Annotated in this window: 19 protein-coding genes; 3 read left to right on the top strand and 16 right to left on the bottom strand. The window is 33.0% G+C overall.

The features are described from left to right. Positions 1 to 1187: 1187 nt before the first annotated feature. The 15 genes from OF897_RS03385 to OF897_RS03315 all read right to left on the bottom strand — a co-directional run bounded on the left by OF897_RS03385 (position 1188) and on the right by OF897_RS03315 (position 18217). A complete protein-coding gene (locus OF897_RS03385; protein WP_267264286.1) occupies positions 1188 to 1865 on the bottom strand; it encodes a hypothetical protein in 678 nt (225 codons plus the stop codon). Between the two features lies 1 nt (position 1866). Beyond that, the gene (gene rfbD, locus OF897_RS03380) at positions 1867 to 2727 is read right to left on the bottom strand and encodes a dTDP-4-dehydrorhamnose reductase (RefSeq protein WP_267264285.1); all 861 of its coding nucleotides are present in this window, start codon (positions 2725 to 2727) and stop codon (positions 1867 to 1869) included. 9 nt (positions 2728 to 2736) lie between these two features. Then, on the bottom strand, positions 2737 to 3222 hold the full coding sequence (locus OF897_RS03375; protein WP_267264284.1) for an acyl-CoA thioesterase: 486 nt from the start codon (positions 3220 to 3222) through the stop codon (positions 2737 to 2739). Positions 3223 to 3290: 68 nt separating this feature from the next. Continuing rightward, on the bottom strand, positions 3291 to 3794 hold the full coding sequence (locus OF897_RS03370) for an OmpH family outer membrane protein (RefSeq protein ID WP_267264283.1): 504 nt from the start codon (positions 3792 to 3794) through the stop codon (positions 3291 to 3293). Between the two features lie 73 nt (positions 3795 to 3867). Continuing rightward, positions 3868 to 4416, bottom strand: coding sequence for an OmpH family outer membrane protein (locus OF897_RS03365; protein ID WP_267264282.1), 549 nt, complete (start codon positions 4414 to 4416; stop codon positions 3868 to 3870). Between the two features lie 8 nt (positions 4417 to 4424). Further along, positions 4425 to 6962 (bottom strand): BamA/OMP85 family outer membrane protein, encoded by a 2538-nt coding sequence (locus OF897_RS03360; RefSeq protein ID WP_267264281.1) that lies wholly within the window; start codon positions 6960 to 6962, stop codon positions 4425 to 4427. A gap of 28 nt (positions 6963 to 6990) precedes the next feature. Next, positions 6991 to 7740 (bottom strand): isoprenyl transferase, encoded by a 750-nt coding sequence (locus OF897_RS03355; protein ID WP_267264280.1) that lies wholly within the window; start codon positions 7738 to 7740, stop codon positions 6991 to 6993. 6 nt (positions 7741 to 7746) lie between these two features. Next, positions 7747 to 8640, bottom strand: coding sequence for a type IX secretion system protein PorG (gene porG / locus OF897_RS03350; protein WP_267264279.1), 894 nt, complete (start codon positions 8638 to 8640; stop codon positions 7747 to 7749). Positions 8641 to 8857: 217 nt separating this feature from the next. Next, positions 8858 to 11350: an exopolysaccharide transport family protein gene (locus OF897_RS03345; protein ID WP_267264278.1), complete on the bottom strand. Its 2493-nt coding sequence runs from the start codon at positions 11348 to 11350 to the stop codon at positions 8858 to 8860. A 3-nt stretch (positions 11351 to 11353) separates the two neighbouring features. Further along, positions 11354 to 12205 (bottom strand): polysaccharide biosynthesis/export family protein, encoded by an 852-nt coding sequence (locus OF897_RS03340; protein WP_267264277.1) that lies wholly within the window; start codon positions 12203 to 12205, stop codon positions 11354 to 11356. Positions 12206 to 12237: 32 nt separating this feature from the next. Continuing rightward, positions 12238 to 13368 (bottom strand): glycosyltransferase family 4 protein, encoded by a 1131-nt coding sequence (locus OF897_RS03335; protein WP_267264276.1) that lies wholly within the window; start codon positions 13366 to 13368, stop codon positions 12238 to 12240. 106 nt (positions 13369 to 13474) lie between these two features. Then, on the bottom strand, positions 13475 to 14476 hold the full coding sequence (locus OF897_RS03330) for a glycosyltransferase family 2 protein (protein WP_267264275.1): 1002 nt from the start codon (positions 14474 to 14476) through the stop codon (positions 13475 to 13477). Positions 14477 to 14479: 3 nt separating this feature from the next. Beyond that, complete coding sequence (locus tag OF897_RS03325) at positions 14480 to 15550, bottom strand: formimidoylglutamase (protein ID WP_267264274.1); 1071 nt, start codon at positions 15548 to 15550, stop codon at positions 14480 to 14482. 296 nt (positions 15551 to 15846) lie between these two features. Continuing rightward, positions 15847 to 16932 carry a glycoside hydrolase family protein gene (locus OF897_RS03320; RefSeq protein ID WP_267264273.1) on the bottom strand — a complete coding sequence of 362 codons (1086 nt, stop codon included), beginning with the start codon at positions 16930 to 16932 and terminating at the stop codon, positions 15847 to 15849. Between the two features lie 133 nt (positions 16933 to 17065). Then, entirely contained in the window at positions 17066 to 18217 is a 1152-nt protein-coding gene (locus OF897_RS03315; protein ID WP_267264272.1) for an alpha/beta hydrolase, read from the bottom strand. 296 nt (positions 18218 to 18513) lie between these two features. On the opposite strand from OF897_RS03315, the gene OF897_RS03310 reads away from it, so the two are divergent. Further along, the gene (locus tag OF897_RS03310; protein WP_267264271.1) at positions 18514 to 18993 is read left to right on the top strand and encodes a hypothetical protein; all 480 of its coding nucleotides are present in this window, start codon (positions 18514 to 18516) and stop codon (positions 18991 to 18993) included. A gap of 214 nt (positions 18994 to 19207) precedes the next feature. Here the strand turns inward: OF897_RS03310 and OF897_RS03305 are convergent, their stop codons facing one another. After that, positions 19208 to 19600: a helix-turn-helix transcriptional regulator gene (locus tag OF897_RS03305; protein ID WP_267264270.1), complete on the bottom strand. Its 393-nt coding sequence runs from the start codon at positions 19598 to 19600 to the stop codon at positions 19208 to 19210. 159 nt (positions 19601 to 19759) lie between these two features. Here OF897_RS03305 and OF897_RS03300 point away from each other — a divergent pair, with 159 nt between their 5' ends. Together OF897_RS03300 and OF897_RS03295 are read left to right on the top strand one after the other, a co-directional pair. Next, positions 19760 to 21301: a hypothetical protein gene (locus OF897_RS03300; RefSeq protein WP_267264269.1), complete on the top strand. Its 1542-nt coding sequence runs from the start codon at positions 19760 to 19762 to the stop codon at positions 21299 to 21301. 14 nt (positions 21302 to 21315) lie between these two features. Then, the gene (locus tag OF897_RS03295) at positions 21316 to 21891 is read left to right on the top strand and encodes a DUF6705 family protein (protein WP_267264268.1); all 576 of its coding nucleotides are present in this window, start codon (positions 21316 to 21318) and stop codon (positions 21889 to 21891) included. The last annotated feature ends 124 nt before the right edge of the window (positions 21892 to 22015 follow it).

The following is a 22015-nucleotide window of genomic DNA, read 5'->3' as shown; positions in this document are numbered from 1 at the left end:
TTTTTAACTTTCCCAACTATTATCTCTAAAAATTTAAAAGTTTTTTTTTCGATTCATATCTTTATTAAGTCGTGAAGTATCTCTCGACAACCCCACCCTTAATAAAAGTATTTCTTAATGTTCTCCGCTTATCTAAAAGCTCCTCTGCGCTACCTACAAACTCTCGTTTTTCAGTGGGGCAAAAGTAGAAATTTATAACTATACAAAACAAACTAATTTAACATAAAATTTATACTTATTTAATATTTAAACTTAACTCGCTGGTTTACTGAGAGGAAAATTTAAACCAATGTTTGAAAAGAAATAAGAAAAGGGGAAGTTGGGTGAAAGGAAATGTTATTTGTTGAGAATTCAATGCAATTTGAAACGATAGCAAACATTTTAAATGGAATATTGCCTAAGGTTTTGTGCCGCTCTTAAGGAGCTATAGATTCAATTATATTGCTTAACAAAACTAAAAAATGGAAAAGTTTCGAAAACCGATCCATAAATATAGATAGTGCCTTGAAATATTCAAAAGGTTGTGTCGCTCCGAGGGAGCTTAATCATTTTCGAATTTATTTACTACAAAGGTCAAGTGCCATAGGAGCGGAAAATGCTTGGAAAATTATTGATACGCAACATGATGCAACGATGGAATATCGTTTAGAAAAATTTGAAACAACTTAAAATACGTGAACAGGAAAAGAAAATTTGGTTTGGAGATTTTAGAATAAATGGGATTTGATATTTAATGTGTTTTGAAATAATCAAAAACAATTGAAAGGAAAACCTATTAGCCAGAAGTATCGCTCCGAAGGAGCTATAGATTCAAATACATTTTTTATACTACAAAGGTCAAGCTCCGAAGGAGCTTTGGGTGATGGAAAATGTTTGGAAATGTATTTGTAATAATTTGTTTTGAATTAATAATTACTTCTATATATGACAAAAAGCACTTAATAACAAGTTTCATGCTGCCACAAATCTTGGCTATGAAATATTCTATGCAATATTATAAGTGTAGAAAATGGAGTCACTTATCTTAACCGGAAACAACAAAATCTGTCGCAAACCTAACTCCATAGCCCCGATCGAAACGGCATCCTTTTGTGATGAGGAACGAAGAGCAAAAGATATAGTGCAGAGCGGGAAATAGCTACAAATAATAAACACCCCAGAATTTCTGAGGTAAATTGTTTTTTAAATTACTTAGCTTCTTTGTAAATCATTCTGAGGAAATCTCCATACGATCTATCGATTCCTGTAATATCACCGGATTTTAAATTTATTCCGGCATCTCCAGATTTGTTTGAGCTGACTTTAAGAGCGGATACCTGAAAATATTTAGGAACGCCTTCAGTATTCGAGACTTTAATTGCCGATCCGAGGAATTTTTTTGTCGAAATTGTATAAATATCTCCACGAATAGTTGTTAACGAGAGGTAAGATCTCGGTTCGAGCACATAATCTTTTTTATTTATACTAATGGTTTGAGATTTTTCCGAGGAAGAAAACAAATAAAGTTGCTGCGAATTTTTAGAAAATTCTTCTTTTGTGATATAAAAAAGTTTAATTCTATAATTCGAAGGATTAAAAGGTTGCTCTATTTCATCAACCGTATCAAATGGTTGGTAAGCAAAAGCGTTGGCTCCAATTTCCTTTGCTTTTTTATAAATTTTAGAGAAAACATCCTCATCATCGGAAGAAAATCCTTGAACATCAATCTGCCCAAGATATTCTGCGGATATATCTTTATTAATTTTTATAAAAAATTTATCTGCATTATCGTTGACCTTTTCAACTTTAGATAAGTAAATATTCTGTGCATTAATGAAGCCAAAGAAAAAAGCAAAAATAAAAGTGGTGATATTTTTAGTATTCATTTTAATTTGAAAGTATTTTAACGCAATCTTCTAAACTGTTTTCCCAGTGTTTTGGCTCAATGCCGTACACATTTTCTATCTTATCAAGACACATTGTGCTACGTTTTGGTCTTTTAGCCGGAGTTGGATATTGTTCGGTTGTTAATGCATTAAGTTTTACTGATGATTTTGACAAGTCTGCAATTTTTTGAGCAAACTCAAACCAAGTCGTTTCCGGATAATTGGAGAAGTGAAAAATACCAAATGTTTTATTTGGACTTTCAATAATGTTCATTATTGCTTCGGATAAATCATTTGCGTTTGTTGGCTGACCAAATTGATCAGCAACAATTCCCAATTCTTCTTTCTGAGAAAATAAATTAAGCATTGTTTTAACAAAATTTTTGTTGAACTCGGAATATAACCAGGAAGTTCTCAAAATAATGGTTTGAGGATTATTTTCCAACGCTAATTCTTCACCTACTAATTTTGATTTACCATAAATTCCTAATGGATTTGTGAAATCATCTTCGGAATAATCTAAATTGGTCTCTCCATCAAAAACATAGTCGGTAGAAACATGAATAAACACTGTTTTGTTATCAGCACAAGCTTTCGCTAAATACCCAACTCCTTCTGCATTTACAGCAAAAGCTTTGTCTTCTTCTTTTTCAGCAAGATCAACCGCAGTGTAAGCAGAAGCATTGATACAGAAATCAGGTTTATTATCGTAAAAGAATTCATTTATCTGAGACTCGTTTGTGATGTCTAAAGTTTGAGAATCTGTAAAAATAAATTCATATTGAGCTTCGAAATCCGGAGCAATCTTTCTTATGCAATTTCCTAACTGCCCATTACTTCCTATTACAAGTATCTTTTTCATTTAATTAATTTATGAATTTTTAGCATTTTGTGATCTTAAAAACTTTACCCTCGGCTGGAAATCTTTCTGCTCCAAATCAACGAAGAATTTACCGAAAGTCTGTTTTATATCTTCAGGATGGACTTCGGAACGCCTGGTTTTAACATTGAAATAAATTACAGTTACCCAAAGAACCGCATGAATTGTTTTTTCGTCTATACTTTTCATTAAAATTTCCACCTTAGCAGTTCGTTCTCCTACTTCAATGGTTTTACTGCTGATGACAACCTGAGTATTATATTTTACTTCTTTTAAATAAGCAATTTCATTTTGAATCGCAATCCAAGTACAGCCAGTTTTTTTTGTGTATTCTTCGTAAGTAAATCCGTAAAAAGTTTCTACGTGGTCTTCTCTTGCATTGAACATATAATCCAAATACTTTACATTATTTAAATGTCCGATTGGATCACAATCACTGAATCTAACTTTTACGGTTGTTGAAACTTCTCTTTCCATAGCGCAAAAATAAAAAAACCACCTCTAAAAGAGATGGTAGTTTTTATAAATCTTTTGTAATATTTAAATTATTGAAGATTTAATTCTTTCTTAACAGCTGCAGTAGCATCAGGACCACCTTTATAGATAAGACCTGTAGAGTTTACATCCATTACGTAATCATAGCTGTTTGCTTTCGCAACTTTTCCTACAGCTTCCATTACTTTCTTTTCGATAGGAGCATAAGCTACTTTTTCTTTTTCAGCAAGATCTTTCTGTGCTCTTTCACTCATTTGTTGAGCTTCAGCTTGTAACTTTTGCATTTCGTCTCCTCTACTTTTATTTTCAGCTTCAGTTTTTTTAGGAGCTTCTTCAGTATACAATTTATACTTAGCCTGCATAGCATCAGTTTTCTTTTTTATCTCTGCTTCTTTTACATCAAGGAAAGCTTTCAAATCTGTATCTGCTTTTTTCTTTTCTGGCATTGCATTAAGTATGCTTACTAAGTCTAAAGTAGCAATTTTTTGAGCTTTTGCCATACCTACAGACACAAACATAACAATTGCTGCAAATAATACACTTAATTTTTTCATAACGGGTAATAAATAATTAATTTGTTTTTAGATTTTAAATTTAGGTAAAAGTTAAGTATTGAAAAAACTTTTCCTATTTTTTATTAGTTTTCTTTTCTTTTTTGTCTCCTGTTCCTTTTAATAGAACGTCTAAAACTTTGTCAGTATAATCATTTCTTTTTTGAAGAAAGATTATATTGTTGTCAGTTTTATCAAGAACTATGCCCAAGCCATTTTTCTCGGACATTGTCTTCACTGCAGTCCAAATCTGATCTTCAAAAGGTTCAACCAGATTCGCTCTTAGCTGATTAATCTCTCCAGTTTTACCAAATCTTAAACTGCTTGTCGTTTTAATGTTTTTTTCTAAATCTAAAACTTCTTTTTCACGAAGTTTCAGTTGATCTCCAATTAATAAAACTCTTTCGTTTTCAAAAGCTGATCTCTTTTGCTCATATTCAGACTGTAATCTTTGCAAATCTTTTTCCCAAGTATCAATCTGAGAATTAAGTCTTGCTTCGGCTTCTTTATATTCAGGCATTTTATCCAAAATATATTGAGTATCGATTACTCCAACTTTTTGAGCATTACTAAAACTAAATAGCAAAATTGCAACTAAAGCGAAAAGAGTTTTAAAATTTTTCATGTTGTGAATTATAATGATTGGTTCATTAAGAAGTGAGTTCTACTTCCAGAAACATCACCACTAATTGTTTTGTCAAATCCATAAGCGAAATCAAACCCAATCAAACCAAACGCTCCCATATAAACTCTTACACCTACACCAACTGATCTTTTAAGCTGGAAAGGATTGTAATTACCCCATGAGTTCCAAACGTTACCACCTTCAGCAAAAGTAAGGGCATAAATTTTGGCAGTTTGATTTAATGAAATCGGATATCTTAATTCTAACGTAAATCTGTTATAAATAGTACCTCCACCTCTTTGAGTAATATCTTCAGCTTGACCACCATAAGTAGAAGCATTTTCGTAACCCCTCAAAGGAATTAATTCTCTACCATCAAATCTACCTCCGAAAAGACCAGTACCCCCTACATAGAATCTTTCAAATGGTGGTGCACCCAAGTCTTTGTTGTAACCGTCCATAAAGCCCATTTCAGCAGAAGATCTTAAAACTAATTTTCCAATAACTTCATTATAAACATCAGCTTTGAACTTCACTTTGTAAAATTCCATCCACTTATATTTATCTGTAGCACTCATTGTTGAATAATCTTTATTCTTAAACAATGAATATGGAGGTGTAAATTTACCCGAAAGCTCAATATTTGAACCAGTTGTCGGGAAAATTGGGTCAATACCCGCAGAGTTTCGGCTTAATCCAATATTTAAACTTAAGTTATTAGCATTTCCATATAATTCTGTTGTAGTTCCGAATTCAAATGGATAATTGCTAAAATTATATTTCTGATACTGAATACCTGTGTACAATGAAAAATAATCATCCGGCCATTTCAAACGTCTGTTTAAACCTACAGTAGCTGAGAAAATATTTAATCTCTGATCTGGCCCCGTAGATTGACTATAATTAACTCTTGAATTATTTAAACTTACAGAAAGTGCAGTTGGTTTTGTACCAAACAACCAAGGTTCTGTAAATGAAACTCCGTAGTTTTGAAAATATTGTCCAGCCTGTGCCTGAATCGATAATATTTGACCATCACCTTGAGGAACCGGTCTGAAATCTTTAAATTTCAGGAAGTTTTTCAATGAGAAGTTATTGAAAGTAAGACCTAGAGTTCCGATGAAACTATTACCACCGTAACCAGCCTGTAATTGAACTTGTGAAGAACCTTTTTCAACTAATGACCAACCAATATCTACCGTATTATCCTGTTGATTAGGCTGAATATCCTGACCGATTTGTTGAGGGTCAAAGAACGACATTCCTGCTAAATCAAAATACGTTCTTTTGATTTCAGTTTTTTTAAATAATTCTCCAGGTTTAGTCATTAAAGCTCTAAGAATAACGTGGTCATGGGTTGTTGTATTACCTTTCCAGGTTACTTTATTCCAAGTAGCCTGTTCTCCTTCGTTAATTCTGATTTCAAGATTAATAGCGTCACCGTTTATAGATTTTTCAACAGGAGTAACGTTTGAGAAAAGGTAACCGTTATTCATGTATATCGATTTGATATCAGAATCGTCTTCTTTTCCACCGTCTTCACCTACTTTTTTATTGAAACCTACCGCATCATAAATATCACCTTTTTTATATCCTAAAATTCTCTGAAGATATTCCGTAGCATAAACTGTATTTCCTGTAAATGTAATATCACCGATGTAATATTTTTTACCTTCATTTAGTTTAACATTGATTTCGTAATTATTTTTCTTATTTCTCCAAACAGAATCAGAAACAATTGTTGCATCTCTATATCCTAATGAATTATAATAATTAACTAGATTTTTCTTGTCTTCCTGGTATTTTTCTTCAACAAATTTTGAAGATTTCAAGATTCCACCAATACCAAATCTTTTTTGTTTGGTTTCTTTGAAAGCTTTATTTCTAAGTTTAGAATCTGTAACCGTTTCGTTACCTTCAAACTCGATGTGGCTGATTTTTATTCTCTTTCCTTTTTCTACATTAATTGTCCAGTCTACAAGATTAGGATCACTTGCGTTTACCTTATCCTGAATGGTAATTTTTGCATCAGCAAAACCTTTTTTAACGTAATCTTTAGGAATATTTGTTTTAAGACTTGAAACAAGATTTTGAGTAATCTTTGTTCCCGGCTTTAAATTGTTGTCTTTAGCTAATTTTTCATTTTTAGACTTACCAATCCCTTTTCCTGTAAATTTCACCTCACCAAGATCTTTAAGATCCTGAAGATAAAATTTCAAAACAACAGTTTGTCCTTCAATGCTTTCTACATACACTTCAACTTCAGAGAAAGACTGAGAATCCCAAAGTTTTTTGATTGCATTACTTACTTTCTGACCTGGAATATCAACAATTTCACCTTTTGATAGGCCTGTAAATCTGAAGATTTGAGCTGGTGTGTATTTTTTCACTCCATCAACAACAATGTCTTTCAGCGTATAAGCACCTGCTTCATTTCCTGCTAAGACAGAGGTATTTTCTACCTTTGTGCTGTCTTGTGGAATAACCTGTCCATAAAAATGTGCAGAAGCCGCAAACATAATGATGGGTAATAGTCTAAACTTCATTTTATCGTAATCTTTCTTTTCTTAAAATTTACTGAATTTGAATTTGGTCGCCTGTAAGACCATATCTTCTTTCCTTATTTTGATAATCAACAATACATTGGAAGAAAATATCTTTTGTAAAGTCTGGCCACAGAACATTGAGAAATTGAAGTTCTGCATAAGCAATCTGCCAAAGCAAAAAATTGCTTATTCTTGTTTCACCACTTGTTCTTATAAGCAGATCAACGGGTGGAAAATCTTTTGTATAAAGATAGTTTTCAAATAATTTTTCATCAATATTCTCCACCTCTATTTTTCCTTCCTTTACATCGGAGCTTATATTTTTTACGGCATTTAGTATTTCGTTTTGTGAACCATAACTGATTGCTAAAACCAAATTCCCTTTTGTGTTTTCTTTTGTAAGTTCAACTACATTCAGGAGTTGTTCTTTTACCAAAACAGGTAATTTATCTAAGTTACCAATGACATGCATTCTTAAACCTTTAGTGAAAATCTCTTCAGCTTCTAGCAAAAGTGTTTCAGCAAGCAAAGTCATTAAGGTATTTACTTCATCTGTAGGTCTTTTCCAGTTTTCTGAGGAAAATGTATAAAGCGTAAGATATGGGATATTAATCTCATTACATGCATTAATAGCATTTCTTACAGCATTAATGGCATTCTTATGACCAAAAGTTCTTTCTTCGCCACGAGATTTTGCCCATCTTCCGTTCCCATCCATAATGATGGCTACATGTTGCGGTAAATTCTCAGAATTTATTTGTTCTTTTATCAACGACATATTTTCTTAATCACAATAACAAGGCGGTCTTCCGAAAGAATAAGTTAATCCTAAACTGAAAGTATTCATCCAATCTCTTGAATCTCCATCACCAACTTGTCTATTTCTAATGTACTGTGCTTCTCTTTCTTTAGATACTGCAAAATAACTTCCTGTTTGCAATAAAGATCCTCCCGTTGTAGGACTTAAAATATCTGCATTATAATTAGAAACAACATCTTTAGCAAGAATTTTGCTATGATCTAATTGATCCGTTAATGTATATCTAAAAGTAGCTTCTGCAAAAATTGCCCAACCATGATTGAATTTATACTTCAAACCTACTCCAAAAGGAATCTGCGCTACCGCCTTTCTTCCCATAGAATATTCAGTTGTTGTATTAAAATCTAATTCATTGATAGGAGCCTGTGCAACACCATCAGCATTTCTTTTGAAATCATGATTTAATGTAGCTTTTGGTGCATCAAATACTAAACCTCCAATACCGGCAAAAATATATGGACTTACCATACTAAGTTGCTCATTATTTACAGGGAAGAAATTATATTCAAACACTACACTCGCTTCATAAATATTATTCTTACCAAATGAGTTTCTGTTTCTTCTATATTCTTCTTTAGCAGCCTTATCACTAAATTGCACTTGATTATAACCTAAGTCTAATCTAACTGTTTGATGAGGATTAAAATTAAATCTATATAAAATTCCACCATAAAAAGGAACACCCCATTCTGAAGCTCTATCCAAATCCAAAGGTTGCTGTAAAATGTAATTGGTTTTTCCGATATCACCCACAAGATTACTCATCCCTAAGCGAATTCCCAATTCATTTCTTTGTGCTTTTATACTTACCACAGTTCCTAAGATGGCAAGGAAGCTAAACAATAATTTTTTATTCATAAAAGAATATGGATTTATGGTTATTTTAAAAATTAATTTTTGCAAATATAAAACATTTTTATATTAATGATAATCTTAATGTTTAGTTAAAAATAAACAAAAAAATATAATTTGTTATAAAGTAAACGACAAAGTAGCAAATTTATTCTTTTTTTAATACTTCTCTACAAGATTTCTAAATAATATGCCCTCAATAATTGAGGGCATATTTATATATCTATCTATTGAAAATAGCCCTAATTTTGTTTCGCACTTTGATTAATAAAGGCTCTTTATAGTTTTTGTCTTCATCAAAATATCCATAACCGTATCCATAGCCGTAACCATACCCATAGCCGTACCCATAACCTTGTTTTGTAACATAATCATTATAAACTAAGCCTAAGTGCTTAATTTCATTATTATGATATTTTTCGGTAATCATTTTCAGCATATACTTTTCAGTATACTCATGGCGTACAATGTATAAGTTTGCATCAGAATATTTCATTAATTCATAAGCATCCGCAACAAGACCTACAGGCGGCGAATCTATGATAATAAAATCATATAGTTCTCTTAATTCTTCAATAAATTTCACATTTCTTTCACTCATTAAAAGCTCAGACGGATTAGGAGGAATTGGTCCTGAAGTAGCCACATCAAGATTAGGAATATTTGTTTTATTAATAATTTGATCAATTGTTGTTTCTCCTGTAAGATAGTTTGAAATCCCTAATTTATTATCGATATTAAAATCCCCAAAAATCTTTGGTTTTCTTAAATCCATCCCCAATAAAATCGTTTTTTTATCACCTAAACCTAAAACTGAAGCTAAATTGATCGAAATATAAGTTTTACCCTCACCTCCAACAGATGAAGTAACTACAATAACTTTGCTCTTATTATCTTCTCCTGATAGGAATCTTACATTTGCCCGAATCCCTCTAAATGCTTCTGCAACAGAAGATTTTGGAGAATCTAAAACGGTAAGCATATTTTCATTGTTATTATTCCCAATAACACCCAATAAAGGAATTCTTGTAGCGCTTATTAATTCTTTAATATTCCTTATTTTGCTATCAAATAAACTACCTAAAAGAATTAACATAAGTGGAAGAGCCAAGCAACCTCCAATAATTGCCATTTTAGTTCCTTTAATATTTGGTCCGATTGGTCCTTGTCCCAAATTTTTAGCCGGATCTATAACTGTAATATCAGACTGATTGGTCGCCAATCGCATTTGGCTTTCATTTTGTCTGTTGAGCAAACTATTATAAGTCGCTTCAATCATGTTATATCCTCGTTCAGCATCAAGGTATTTTCTTTGTTTCTCGGGATACGTTGTAAGATCAGAGCTAGCTTCTGCAATTTGCTGATTAATCTTATTAAGCTCTGTAGTATAAACTGTGTAAACATTTCTTAACGAACCCGTAGAATTCGTCTTTGCTTCACTAATGAGTCTATTTATTTCCTTTATAGGCTCTGAATTAGGAGTATAAATGGAAGACAATTCTCTTTTTTTAAGATAAAGTGCTTTCAATTCTGAAACTGAAGCTGTAAAAAGACCATCATCAAAACCTGCGGCAGAAGGACTAATCATTTTATCAAAGCCTTGAGATTCTACTGAATTTCGAATATTGCTTAGAGAATTCATCTTACTAAGAATATCAGCTTTTTTAGCTTCAAAATTTTTAATCTTTTCTAAAGATTTTTCATCCCTATTGGTAATATCATATAGTTTTTCAGATACCTTAAGATAATTTAAATAAGCCGCGCTTGAATCTAATTTTTTGCGAATATCTGCTAAACTTTCTTTTAAATAGACATTAGTATTTTTATCAATAGTGGTTTTATCCATGAATCTTTTTTTCTGTAATTCTCCTACAGATTTATTAAGAAAACTCACAGTACTATTTAGATTATATCCTGTTTTAGAAATAATCATTATAGTATTAATTTCCTTATCGAAATCTACACCCACTGTTGAAACAATTCCATTTACAGCATCATTTACAGTCGAAAGATTAACAATGATATTCTCTAATTTTATAGATGGCTTTACAGGGTTTGAAACTAATTTAAACCTAAGATTGGGAGAAGTGTACCATTCATTAATTTTAATAATTTTATTAGCAGGTCTCTTAAAGGGTTCAACATTTTGAAAACCTTCAAAATCGTACGAATAAAGACTTGTAGACTCTCCTTCTTCCGGCAAACTAACCTCAAAAGAACTATTTCCTTTGGGAGTAAGAGTAATAGAATAGTTAACTTGTTGCAAATGCTTTCTGTCCACCTCTAAAAAAACTGGGGAATCACCCTTATCTAAAAATGTTGACTTAATAACCCCTTTTGTCTGGTAATTTGTAAAAAGATTCAATTCTTTAACCAAAAATTCATTGTGAGATCTCGACAAAAGCATTTTTTTCAGATAAACACCATCTTGATTTCCATTTTGTCCCCAAATAAAATTAATTGACTGACTAGGTGTGAAGTAACTTGCCGTATTACTTGAAATACTTAATGATAAACTTGATGAGAAAATATTTTGCGCATAATACTTGCCATAGAACCAAGAAGTAACGTATCCTATAGACAACATCAATACAAACCAGTACCAATTCCGTAAAACTCTCCTTAAAAAATGTTCTACATCAAATAAAGCAAAAGATCCATATTTTTCTTTTTGAACCTCGCTTTTACCTACTAAAGTTTCTTTTCCAGGAATCATAGATTAAAGATTTTTAATAAGTAAATAAATAGATAATGCCGTAGTAAGAACAGAAACTCCGCTTATAAGAGTTTGGATAGGATCTTTTCCAAATCCGTTGAGAGCTCTTCTTTGTGTTGTGAGGAATATTTCATCTCCGTTCTGAACATAATAATATGGCGAATTCATTACATCTTCTCTTGTAAGATCAATCTGAGCTTTTTTTATACCTTCCGGAAATTTTCTGTAAACAACAATATTTTTACGATCTACAGTTCTGTTTAAACCTCCGTTCATAGAAATTGCCTCAGTTAAAGTGAGCGTATTTTTATGAGCTTTCTTTTCACCAGTCATTCCAACAGTTTCTACATCACCTAAAACATAATAAGTAATACCATCAATATTCAGTCGAACTTCAGATTTACCTTCTTGGAAATTTTCATTTACTTTTTCCTGTAATTCTTTTGTAATATCTTCAATTGTTCTTCCTTCTGCTTTTACATATCCGATACCAAAAACAAAAATATCACCTTTAGAATCAACTTTTAATCCTCTTAAGTAAATCAATGCATTTCCTCCAATTCCTGTTCCTCCAGCTCCTCCAGCTCCTGTCATACCCATTGTAACTCCCCCAGAACCGCCCGAAGCATTAAGCGTAGAATAAAATTGTGCAGCATCACCTTTCGGAGTTGTTACAATATCCAACGTCAACATATCGTTTTTTGTAATTCTATAAATAGGAATATTGTAAGGGATTAGCCCCTCTTCGTTAATCACCAAGCTTTCACTAGGCTGCATATATTTCACATCTTTTGATGTAATACAAGAGGTTAATAAAAAAGGTAAAATTAAAAACAGGTACTTATAGATTTTCATCGTCATTATTTGTAGTTTGCAAAAATAGAAATTTAATTATTACTTTTTAATTTATTATTTCTCAAGACATAGATAATATCCGGAATATAAGCTCCAAAAAAACCTAAAGCCAAAACAATAAACAGCAATAAGTTAACATTAATATGCCTCAGATAATAAGTAACAACAATAATTAAAAGATAATACGTAATAATATAGAAACTAGATCTTCTGTGTGTAAAATCTAATTTAAGTAATTTATGATGAATGTGGTTTTTATCTGCTTCAAAAGGAGATTTCTTATTCCAAAACCTAACTAAAATCACGTTCAGAGTATCCACAATAGGCAGAATAAGAATAGCAACCGCAATAACAGGTGCTGATTTTAAATGATATCGGGGAACGTTTGTAAGCTGTTTATCAATAAAAATATCAATAAAGCAAATACATGTAAAAGCCAACAAAAATCCTAAAAGCATAGATCCTGTATCTCCCATAAAGATTTTCGTAACCCGGTAATTTGATAAATTATAATATAAAAACGCCAATACAGAACCGATAAGTACAACCGATAAAATCACTAAAGGAAAATTATACTCCCCCAATCGAAAATAGCTAATTCCAAAAAGAGCGCTGCAAATTAAAGAATAACCTCCCGCAAGACCATCAATCCCGTCAATAAGATTAAATGCATTAATTAAAATAATAAACGTAATAATCGAAAAAATTACACTTACCCAATAATGAATTTCATAAACACCAAAAATCCCAAATAAATTTCTAATTCTCACATCAGAGCCAATCACGATTAATGCCGAAACAATAATCTGTGCCACAAGCTTTTTATAAGCTCTCATCACTACAATATCATCCATAATTCCTACGTAGAGTAGGATTATCAATGAGGCAAAAAGAAATTTATAAAGATCAAAGATTTCATAAGCAAAAATAGAAGTGCAAATCCCAATTGAATAAAACATTGCAATTCCACCCAAATTTGGTATTTTTCTGAGGTGTGAGCTTCTTACGCCTGGCTCATCCATCAGATTTTTACGCTTTGAAATTTTAATAATGGTGGGAATTGAGAAAAAAGTAATTAGAAAAGAGGACAGGAAACCCAACCCTACTTTTACATAAAAAATAGAAATCCCCGTTTGATTCAAGAACAATTCAAAATTTTTCATCTTTTGCTTTTTGAGTTCTTCACTTTCAGTTAAGGATGAAAGCAAAGTTTTAAAAAGATCCTTACTTTGAATTCTCTATTCAAAATAACGATAGTTTCAGTTGTGTTTATATCAGTTTTCTTATCAGTTTCTTTTGTCCGGCAAAAAAAAGCAGATAAAATATAGTTTTTTTCAGTGGCAAAGATAAAATATAATTCTTACCAAAACGACTGTAATTCAATATATCTTTTATTTTAATATTCCTTTTTCTCACAAAATCCTCAAGTTCTTCAGACATTTTATAAAATTGACTCTCGTTTTTCACAAATGCCAAATACGCCAAAAAAGTATAAATACCCTCTAAAATTTGAAAACCTTTTAATTCATTAGCTTTTGAAGAATATTTTGAGGTTTGAAAAGTTTTTTCCACATCTTCCACTGCTTTCAAAATATCCAAACCTTTTTCATTGTGGGTTTTAGAGATAGAATCTGTTCGTTCCAAATATTGATAATGAAAATTCTGAGTTTGTGCTAAGGTTTTACATTCCAACAAAAGCTGCGGAATCAGCTGAATATCTTCGAAATGAACCCCTTTTTTAAATCTTTTATTTTCAAAAAGTTCTTTCCTGAATAGTTTATTACATGCAAAATAGCTTAAATCTGAAAAAACAGAAAAATTTGTTTCCAAATCAATTTTTTCAGGCATATTGGGAATTTGCGTCAGCTTTTGAGTAATATTTCCATGCTCATCCACTTTTTGAATGTTGCAAATCACCATTTCCGCTTCGTGTTTTTTTGCTAGATTCAGCATTTCTTCAAACATTGTTTCAGAAACATAATCATCACTGTCTACAAACCCAAAATAATCTCCGGTTGCATGATCTATCCCAAAATTTCTGGCGTCACTTAAACCTCCGTTTTCTTTATTAAAAGCCTTAATTTTTTCGGGAAATCTTTGAGCGTAATCTTGGATTATTCTCTCAGAAGAATCTTTACTCCCGTCATTTACTACCAAAACTTCAATATTCTGACAGGTTTGATTCATCAAAGAATCAAGACATTTAGCCAAATAATTTTCAACATTATAAACCGGAACGATGACAGAAACTTTTGAGGGAACGTTCTTCATCGTCTAGCTTTTTGTAAATCTTGCGCTGAGCCAGCCTTTTTTGGCTTCATCAAAATCTTTTCTCGAACACGGAATACAGTTTTCAATATTTTCATCGTCTCCAAAATACCAAAGATTGCTGAATGTATCACGCTTAAAAGCATATTGTCTGTCCTCAATCAAAACATAAAACATTTCGTAATGCCTTTCTTTAGGATGCGAATGTTGGATGTTGATTCCTTCAATCAGATACCAAATCATTTGTGCTAAAAGCTGATGATTCAATTGATTTTCAGAATAAATATTATAATTAAATATTCCTACTGACTTTAAGTTTTCACTTAAGCCAATTTCTTTCATATAAGCACAAATTTCTCTTCGGTTTAAGCCATTTACCTGAGGATTCATAGAAAAAGCATCACCAAAACTTTCAATCGCATCACAATTTACTGTTACCAAATCTGTCTTTCTGAAAAACGGCTCGGTTTTTTCTGTAGAATTCATCATTTCGGCAAGGCGAATAATATCAAACTCAACTTCTTTGATGAGCTTCACAGAATCCTGTTCGTTCAGATGTTTTTGGTAACCTAAATGATGATAATTTTTAATTGAGAAATTTTTTGAACCTAAAATTTTGCTTAAAAAAGTATGCTCATCAATCGTTTCACCTTGTTTTAGCGAAATAATATTGCTGATTTGAGTATAATTAATATTTTGCTGGTGATAATTTAATCCTGAAAATAAAGAAAAAGCAAAGTCATTTGAGCCGCCAATAATCACCGGAATTGCTCTTTTAGAATGGCAAGCCGACAAAACTTCCTGCAAAATATAATGAGAATCCTGTACCGATTTCCCGGAAACCAAGTCTCCCAAATCCACAATCGGAATTTCAAAATCAAGCTGTGAAAGTTTGTAAAATTCTTTTCTAACCGCTGTAAAATCCTGCACTTCTGCATCGCCATTTGCACCTCTGTAATCGGAAACGAAAAGCAAAACAATGCTGTCTTCTTTTATATCCTTGGTAATTTTATTTCCGATTTGCCAGTTTTCTGTCCTGAAATTTCTGGGTGAAATGATAAAATCTTCAAAATCCATGTGCTCAAATACTTATTAATGCTCAAAAATATTAAAATAAATTTGATTTTTCACTGTATAACTTTAACGCAAAGTCCGCAAAGATTTTTGAACTTTTAATTGTTTCATTTACGTTCGCAAAGACGCTTCACTCAGCGAAGTTAGGATTTAACCATTGCTGAACGAAGTGTACTGGCGAACGGAAATATAAATTCGTATCTAATATAACCTTGAGAGCATAGCATTAAAAATCTTTAAAATAAAAAACCATCAACAAAATCGTGATGGTTTAAACAAAATCTATATGAATTAAAAAACTAGCGATTTAAAATCTCAAACACAAAAGTCGTAGAAGTTTCAAAACTTCCACCCTGTGTGGCTCCGAATAAAAACTTTGGAGTTTTACCGTCTTTATCAAACAAAATCATTGGTCGTTCTAATCTTCCGAATCGTTTTAAATGTTTCGGAGGTTCAGCTTCAGTGATGTACTGTTTTAAATCTAAATATGCGACTTCGGGTTTTGTCCATTCTGTGCCATCTTTTGAGGTTAAATGCAAACCGTACTCATGATTATAAAATCCCATATCTCTTGCAATCATGTGGAATTTCCCTTTTTGTTTCCAGACAAAAGCATCTTCCAATTGAGCATTATTTGGAAGACTTGAAAAATCAATCACGGGATTTTCTGAAACTTTAATATATGGACCTTCAGGTTTCAAAGCTTTTGCTAAACCGTATTTACGATTTCCGCGGACTGTTCCTTTTTGAGTTTCGTATTCTTTGGTATTCCACGATTTATAAAAAAGCCAGTATTTTCCGTCGTTTCCTTTTACGAAAGCCGGATTTGTAGTACAATGATCATCCCACGAACCTTCTTTCCCGGGTAAAAGCAATGGTTGTTCAGGTCTCGTCCATTCTCCATCAAGACTTTTAGAGACAGCCAATCCTATTCTTTTTGTATTGGTTTTTCCGTTGGAATTCCCCATAAAAAACAGATAATATTGGTCGTCTACTTTTTTAATTAACGGATTGTGGCAAGTTGTTGCATCCCAAAAACCTTCGCCTCTCGGACTGAGAATAATCTGTTTATGTTCAAACTTTTCAAATGGTGAATTGGCTTCTGCACGACAGATTTCAGAACCATTGAGCCAACCTCCCATTCCTTTTTCTTTTTTCCAGCGCGAATAAAAAAGATGAACTTTTCCATCTTCTCCCCAAATAGGAGAAGAGCACCAAATGTAATAGCCTTCAAGTTCTAATGAACGGCCAATCGGTTTTAGTTTAAAATAAGGTTTCTCAGAAAAATCAAATGCATTGGTAAATGAGGAACCGAAGAACACCGAAGCGATTCCCAAGGCTGAAGTTTGCAAAAAATCTCTGCGTGTGTATTTTGATGGGCTCATTCTATTTGATTTTCAGCTAATGTAGAAGAAAGCAATACAAATATTGTCCTGTGGTTTAGGGTTGCTTTTCAAATCAGACTATGACCCAGCAGTAAACATTTACACCAGAAAAATAATATTTAAACTCTGCCTATTATCTTTTCATCTGCGTCACAGAATAAAAGAATCGCTCTACAGAATACATCGATAATTGTCCTGCAGGACCATTTAAGTTATATTCAAAACCATGCGTTCCCCAGGGAATGGTGAGGAGATAATTTTTCACATGATGTTTATCTAGTTCTTTTTTCAGCATTTCACTTTGAATATGCCAAACGTGAGCATCCAAACAACCATGAGCAAGTAAGGTTGGAGTTGTTTTTGCATTGACATGATAAATCGGTGATTCGGCAATATATTTTTCAGGAACCTGTTCGGGTGTTCCTCCTAAAAAATCTCTCTGTACTTCTCTGGAGTCCATGATTAAAGGATTATCGGGATTTTTATAACTCCACGGCATATTGATTGCTCCGTAAAAAGCAGCAACACCTTTTACTCCATTTTCCTTACCCGTATAAGCCATCGTTAAGACAATTGATGCACCTGCAGATCTTCCCATCAAAACAAAATTTGTAGTATCAACCTTCAGTTCAGTTGAATGCTGACGAATCCATTTGAATGCAGAATGTAAATCTTCCTGTTGCGCCGGACTGGGAAATTTGGGAGCCAATCTGTAATTAATCGTTGCAACCTGATAACCTGCATTGGCAAAATAATTATTTACAGCAGCTATTTCGCTGTTATCACCCTGCTTCCAAGAGCCACCATGAACTACAATTAAACATGGACGAAGACCCGGAATTGAAGATGGAGTGAAATTTAATGTAAGATCTACACCAGAAGGTTTTGCAAAATGATACGTTTTAAAGGGAATTTTCTCTGCACCATTTCCTGTAAACATCTGAAAAAAACTAAATGGGTTTTTCTGATGAAAACCAATCATATCGGCATCTTTTTTTACACCAAAAGAATTTTCGAGATCTTTTGCTAAATGGCTTCCAACATTGTATGCCCGCACAATAGGTGATGTGAGAATTATAAAAGTTATTACACTTAGAATAATTGACACTGTTCTCAATTTTTTGGAATACCAGCTCCAAATCAATAAAGCAATGGAAACCAACATGAAAACCCAAGGAAATTCGGGAACCGCAATCCCTACATACCATGTACTCTGACTCGGTACAGAAAAGAAATTTACAAGAGAAAGAATAAACAGGATGAGAATGAGAACGAAACGAATCATAGTTATGGTTTAAAATAACATACGAGTAAATAGTGTCATTAGTTTTCATCTACGATTTTAGATTGCATTTAATAAAATTTAAAAAAACAGCATTATTAATTTTAGATATCAAACCATATTATCGTTTTGTTTTTTATCTGAAAAATTCAACCATTTATCAATATGATTTAAATAAATACATCAACCCATAATAACTATCTATCAACACATTACAACCCGAAAAATATTGAAAATTTTCACACAGATATTTCAAAATTTATTATTTTTGAGTGAATAACAAATTAAATTCACAAACGATGAGTACAAAAAATCAAATCAGTGTAGAAATCCCTGCAACCGTAATTGCAGAGGTAAATCAAAAATTACAAGACTGCAAAACATTACTTGCACCTTATCTGAAAGCTCTAACAGCAGATGACCGAAAATCTCTCTTCAAAATGGGAGATAAAACCGTAGCAACGGTACAGAAAGTAAAAAGCTATCTGGAGACCAACCCGGAATTTGCACCGGTGTATATGGATAAAGATGAATTCCTGAAAGATGAAGCCGTGGTAACAGAGCTCAACCCAATCTCTAATCTGGTAGACCAATTGGCTTCTGATCTTGCTGATACCATTACGCTTGCAGGCAGTGAAGCTCTTATGGCATCTATGCTGTACTACGGCACTACAAAAGAAGCGGCATCAAAAGGGGTGGCTACAGCAAAGCCTATCTATGAAGACCTTAGCCAGAGGTTTAGCAAACGTGGAAGCAAAAATTTCTCTGAGAAAAAGTAAATGGTAAGACAACATTGAAAATCTGACTCTTTTGGTATTTCTATAATAACTGAAAGAGTCTTTTTTATGACTAAAAGTATCTCATTAATGATAAAAAGTATCTCGGGAGAGTCTTTTTGCATCTCGGGAGATACTGAAAGAATATCATTTGTTTCTTTTTACATTACAATACACACAAAAAGCATCTCGGGAGATGCTTTTTGTGTTTAAGTATTTATTTTTGAGACTTCAGAAGATTATTTTCTTCCTGCAAACCTTTGTTCTCTTTCTTTAGTCTTTCGTTTTCTTCTTTTAAAAGAGCAATGTAATCTTTTTGATTTTCAAGGACGTAATCGGGAATATTAAAGTATGTATTATTATTTCCAACATAATTTCCGTAGCTGTTATCAAAATTCTGAATCATATTAGTTGCTTCTGAATTTTCTCTAATCTCTTCAACATCTACTTCCAAAAGCTTTGCAATACGCTCCCACTCTTTATCGGTAATTCCTACTTCACCTTTTTCTTTTCTCTGATAGTGCGTCTGGCTGATATTCAGATGCTCGGCAACATCCTGCTGAGAAAATTTCTTCTGTTTTCGCACTCGTATCAAGTTTTCTTTTACCATCGGGGTTATTTTTTACAAATATACCATTATGCGAATAAACCCGAATAAAACCCGAATAAAATTCGCACTTATTTTTAGATTTTTTATTTTAGTTTTGTCACAATTCTCTACGGGATGAGAATTTTTCATACATTTAACCCATTAAAAACTAACACATTTATGAAGAAAAATTTATTTCTCAGGCTCTGCCTGATTCTTATGGTGACACTTACCGTCTATTCCTGTAGGACAGACCATTTCCAGGAACAGGAAACGTACAACAACAGCTCAAAATTTCAGCTTACATCTAAAAGAATTTCTCTGGATGAAAGTAAACACAGAAGCCTACTTCTTCCTGAAATCGAAAAGGCAGAAGAGGGGCTTAAAAATTCTAAAACGAGTATCAACGGAAAGGTAATCAACTACGGAAACGGAGTTTCTATAGATACGGATGATATGATTTATATTGAGAACGGACCCAATTTTCACACCTATACTTTTAAAATCAAAAGAGAGAATGCCCCAGAAAATACACCTCTGGAAAATCTTTTGCTTATGCCGACCGCAGACGGAAGCTACAAAGAGTTTTTGGTAACCTACAACCTTAGTGCTCAGGAAAGGGAAAAAGTAAGAAACGGAGAGCCAGTAAATACCAACGGAAAAACAACGATTACCGAACTGGTAAACGGAACATTCAATTCCGCAGGTCAGCTTGCAAAATCTACAATGGTATGCGGATGGAGCAATAGTGTACACTGGGCTCGTTGTTCAGAGGGAAGACATGGTGAGTCTAATTATGGCTCTTGTCAATTTGTTGGTGATTTCGTAGACAACGCAGGTAATCCCGGTTTCCCACCTTATCCTTACCTTGTAAGCACCTACAGCTGTGTGGAACAGGTAGACGAAACATTAATGCCTACAGATCCCGGAGTTGGCGGCGGAGGTGGCGGTGGCGGACCCGCAGGAAATGGTCCTGATGAATGTACTACAGTAGCCAATAATCCTGGGGAAGTAGGTATCATCAATGAAAACGGTTGCCATGTTGGTGGAGCTACACAGCCGAATGATACAAGACCAAAAAATCCTTGCACAAAAATAAAAGAACAACGGGAAGATGAGGAATTCTCTAAAAGAATGGATACGCTAAAAGGAAAAACAGGATTGACAAAAGAAACAGGCTATATTCAAAAATGGGGTGGAAGCTATGAATATAAAGCTAACGCAGGTGCTACAAGTAATTCCAATACGCTTACTTTACCAGATGTCTCATCCAATGATTATATAAAAGCCTTTTCGCATACACATGTGGATGATGTACCCAATAGTGAAAACAAAGGCATAAAAATGTTTTCTCCTGCCGATGTAGTCTATTTTATGGATTTGATACAGAATGCACAAACCAGAGGATTCTCTCTAAGTGACCCATATGCTGTAATGGTAACCAGTACCAGAAACTACCAAATAAGGTTTAGCGGCAATAAATTTCAGATCAAAACTTTTACTGATCAGGAAAAGGAATACCATCGGGAACCTTTTATTGCAGCTGTGAAAGAATATGTTGATAATCCAAAACAGCTTGAATTTAGATTTTTAAAATACATTCAGAAAGAAATGCTTTTGTATGGCATAACTTTGTACCGGATGAATACAGATGGAACGACAACGGAAATAAAACTGAATGCCGATAAAACAGATACCGTAGAAAATACCTGTCCTAACTAAAACAAAAAATAATTATGAAAAATATAATCACATTATTCGTAGCTCTTTTGGCTATTTCTTGTAAATCTCAAATTGTTTCTTTAGAACAAGCAGCTCAATGCCGAGATAATCCAAATTGTCCAAGAGATTATAATTATACAAAAGATCTCAACAATACATTAAATAAGTATGTAGGTACATGGAAAGGGACTTACAACGGTAGAGTTTATGAGATGAAATTTAATAAAAATTTGTATGAAGATTTTATAGGTTTTAAAAGAGATATAATAAAAGGCAGATTAAGATTAACCACAACAGGAAACTTACCTCTTACTATTTTCGATAATTTCAATGAACCGGATGATGCTAAAACCCGTTTTACAGGATTTGGTCTTACCGGCAATTTACAATCTTATGAACTGCTTTTTTCAGGTCCATATACAAAAGGTTGTATGAATTCAGGTTCTATTTTTCTGAAAATAAATCCAAGCACTCCCAATCAGATGAGGATTATATACAGTTCTGATAGAGATATTGCTGTCGGAGAGTGTCCAAGTAGTTTCACAACAACTTTTCCTCAACAGCAGGAAATATTTTTAACAAGACAATAAAAAATGCCTCTTCGGAGGCTTTAAACTTACACAATTATGAAAAAGATCAATACCCCGCTGCGCAAAGTCTCCCGACTTTGTGCCACAAACAAATAAACTCCGAAGTCAGGAGACATCGGAGAGC

It is taken from the genome of Chryseobacterium formosum, assembly GCF_026460885.1.
Classification (GTDB): Bacteria; Bacteroidota; Bacteroidia; order Flavobacteriales; family Weeksellaceae; genus Chryseobacterium; species Chryseobacterium formosus.
This window is presented reverse-complemented; position numbering and strand designations above follow the sequence as displayed.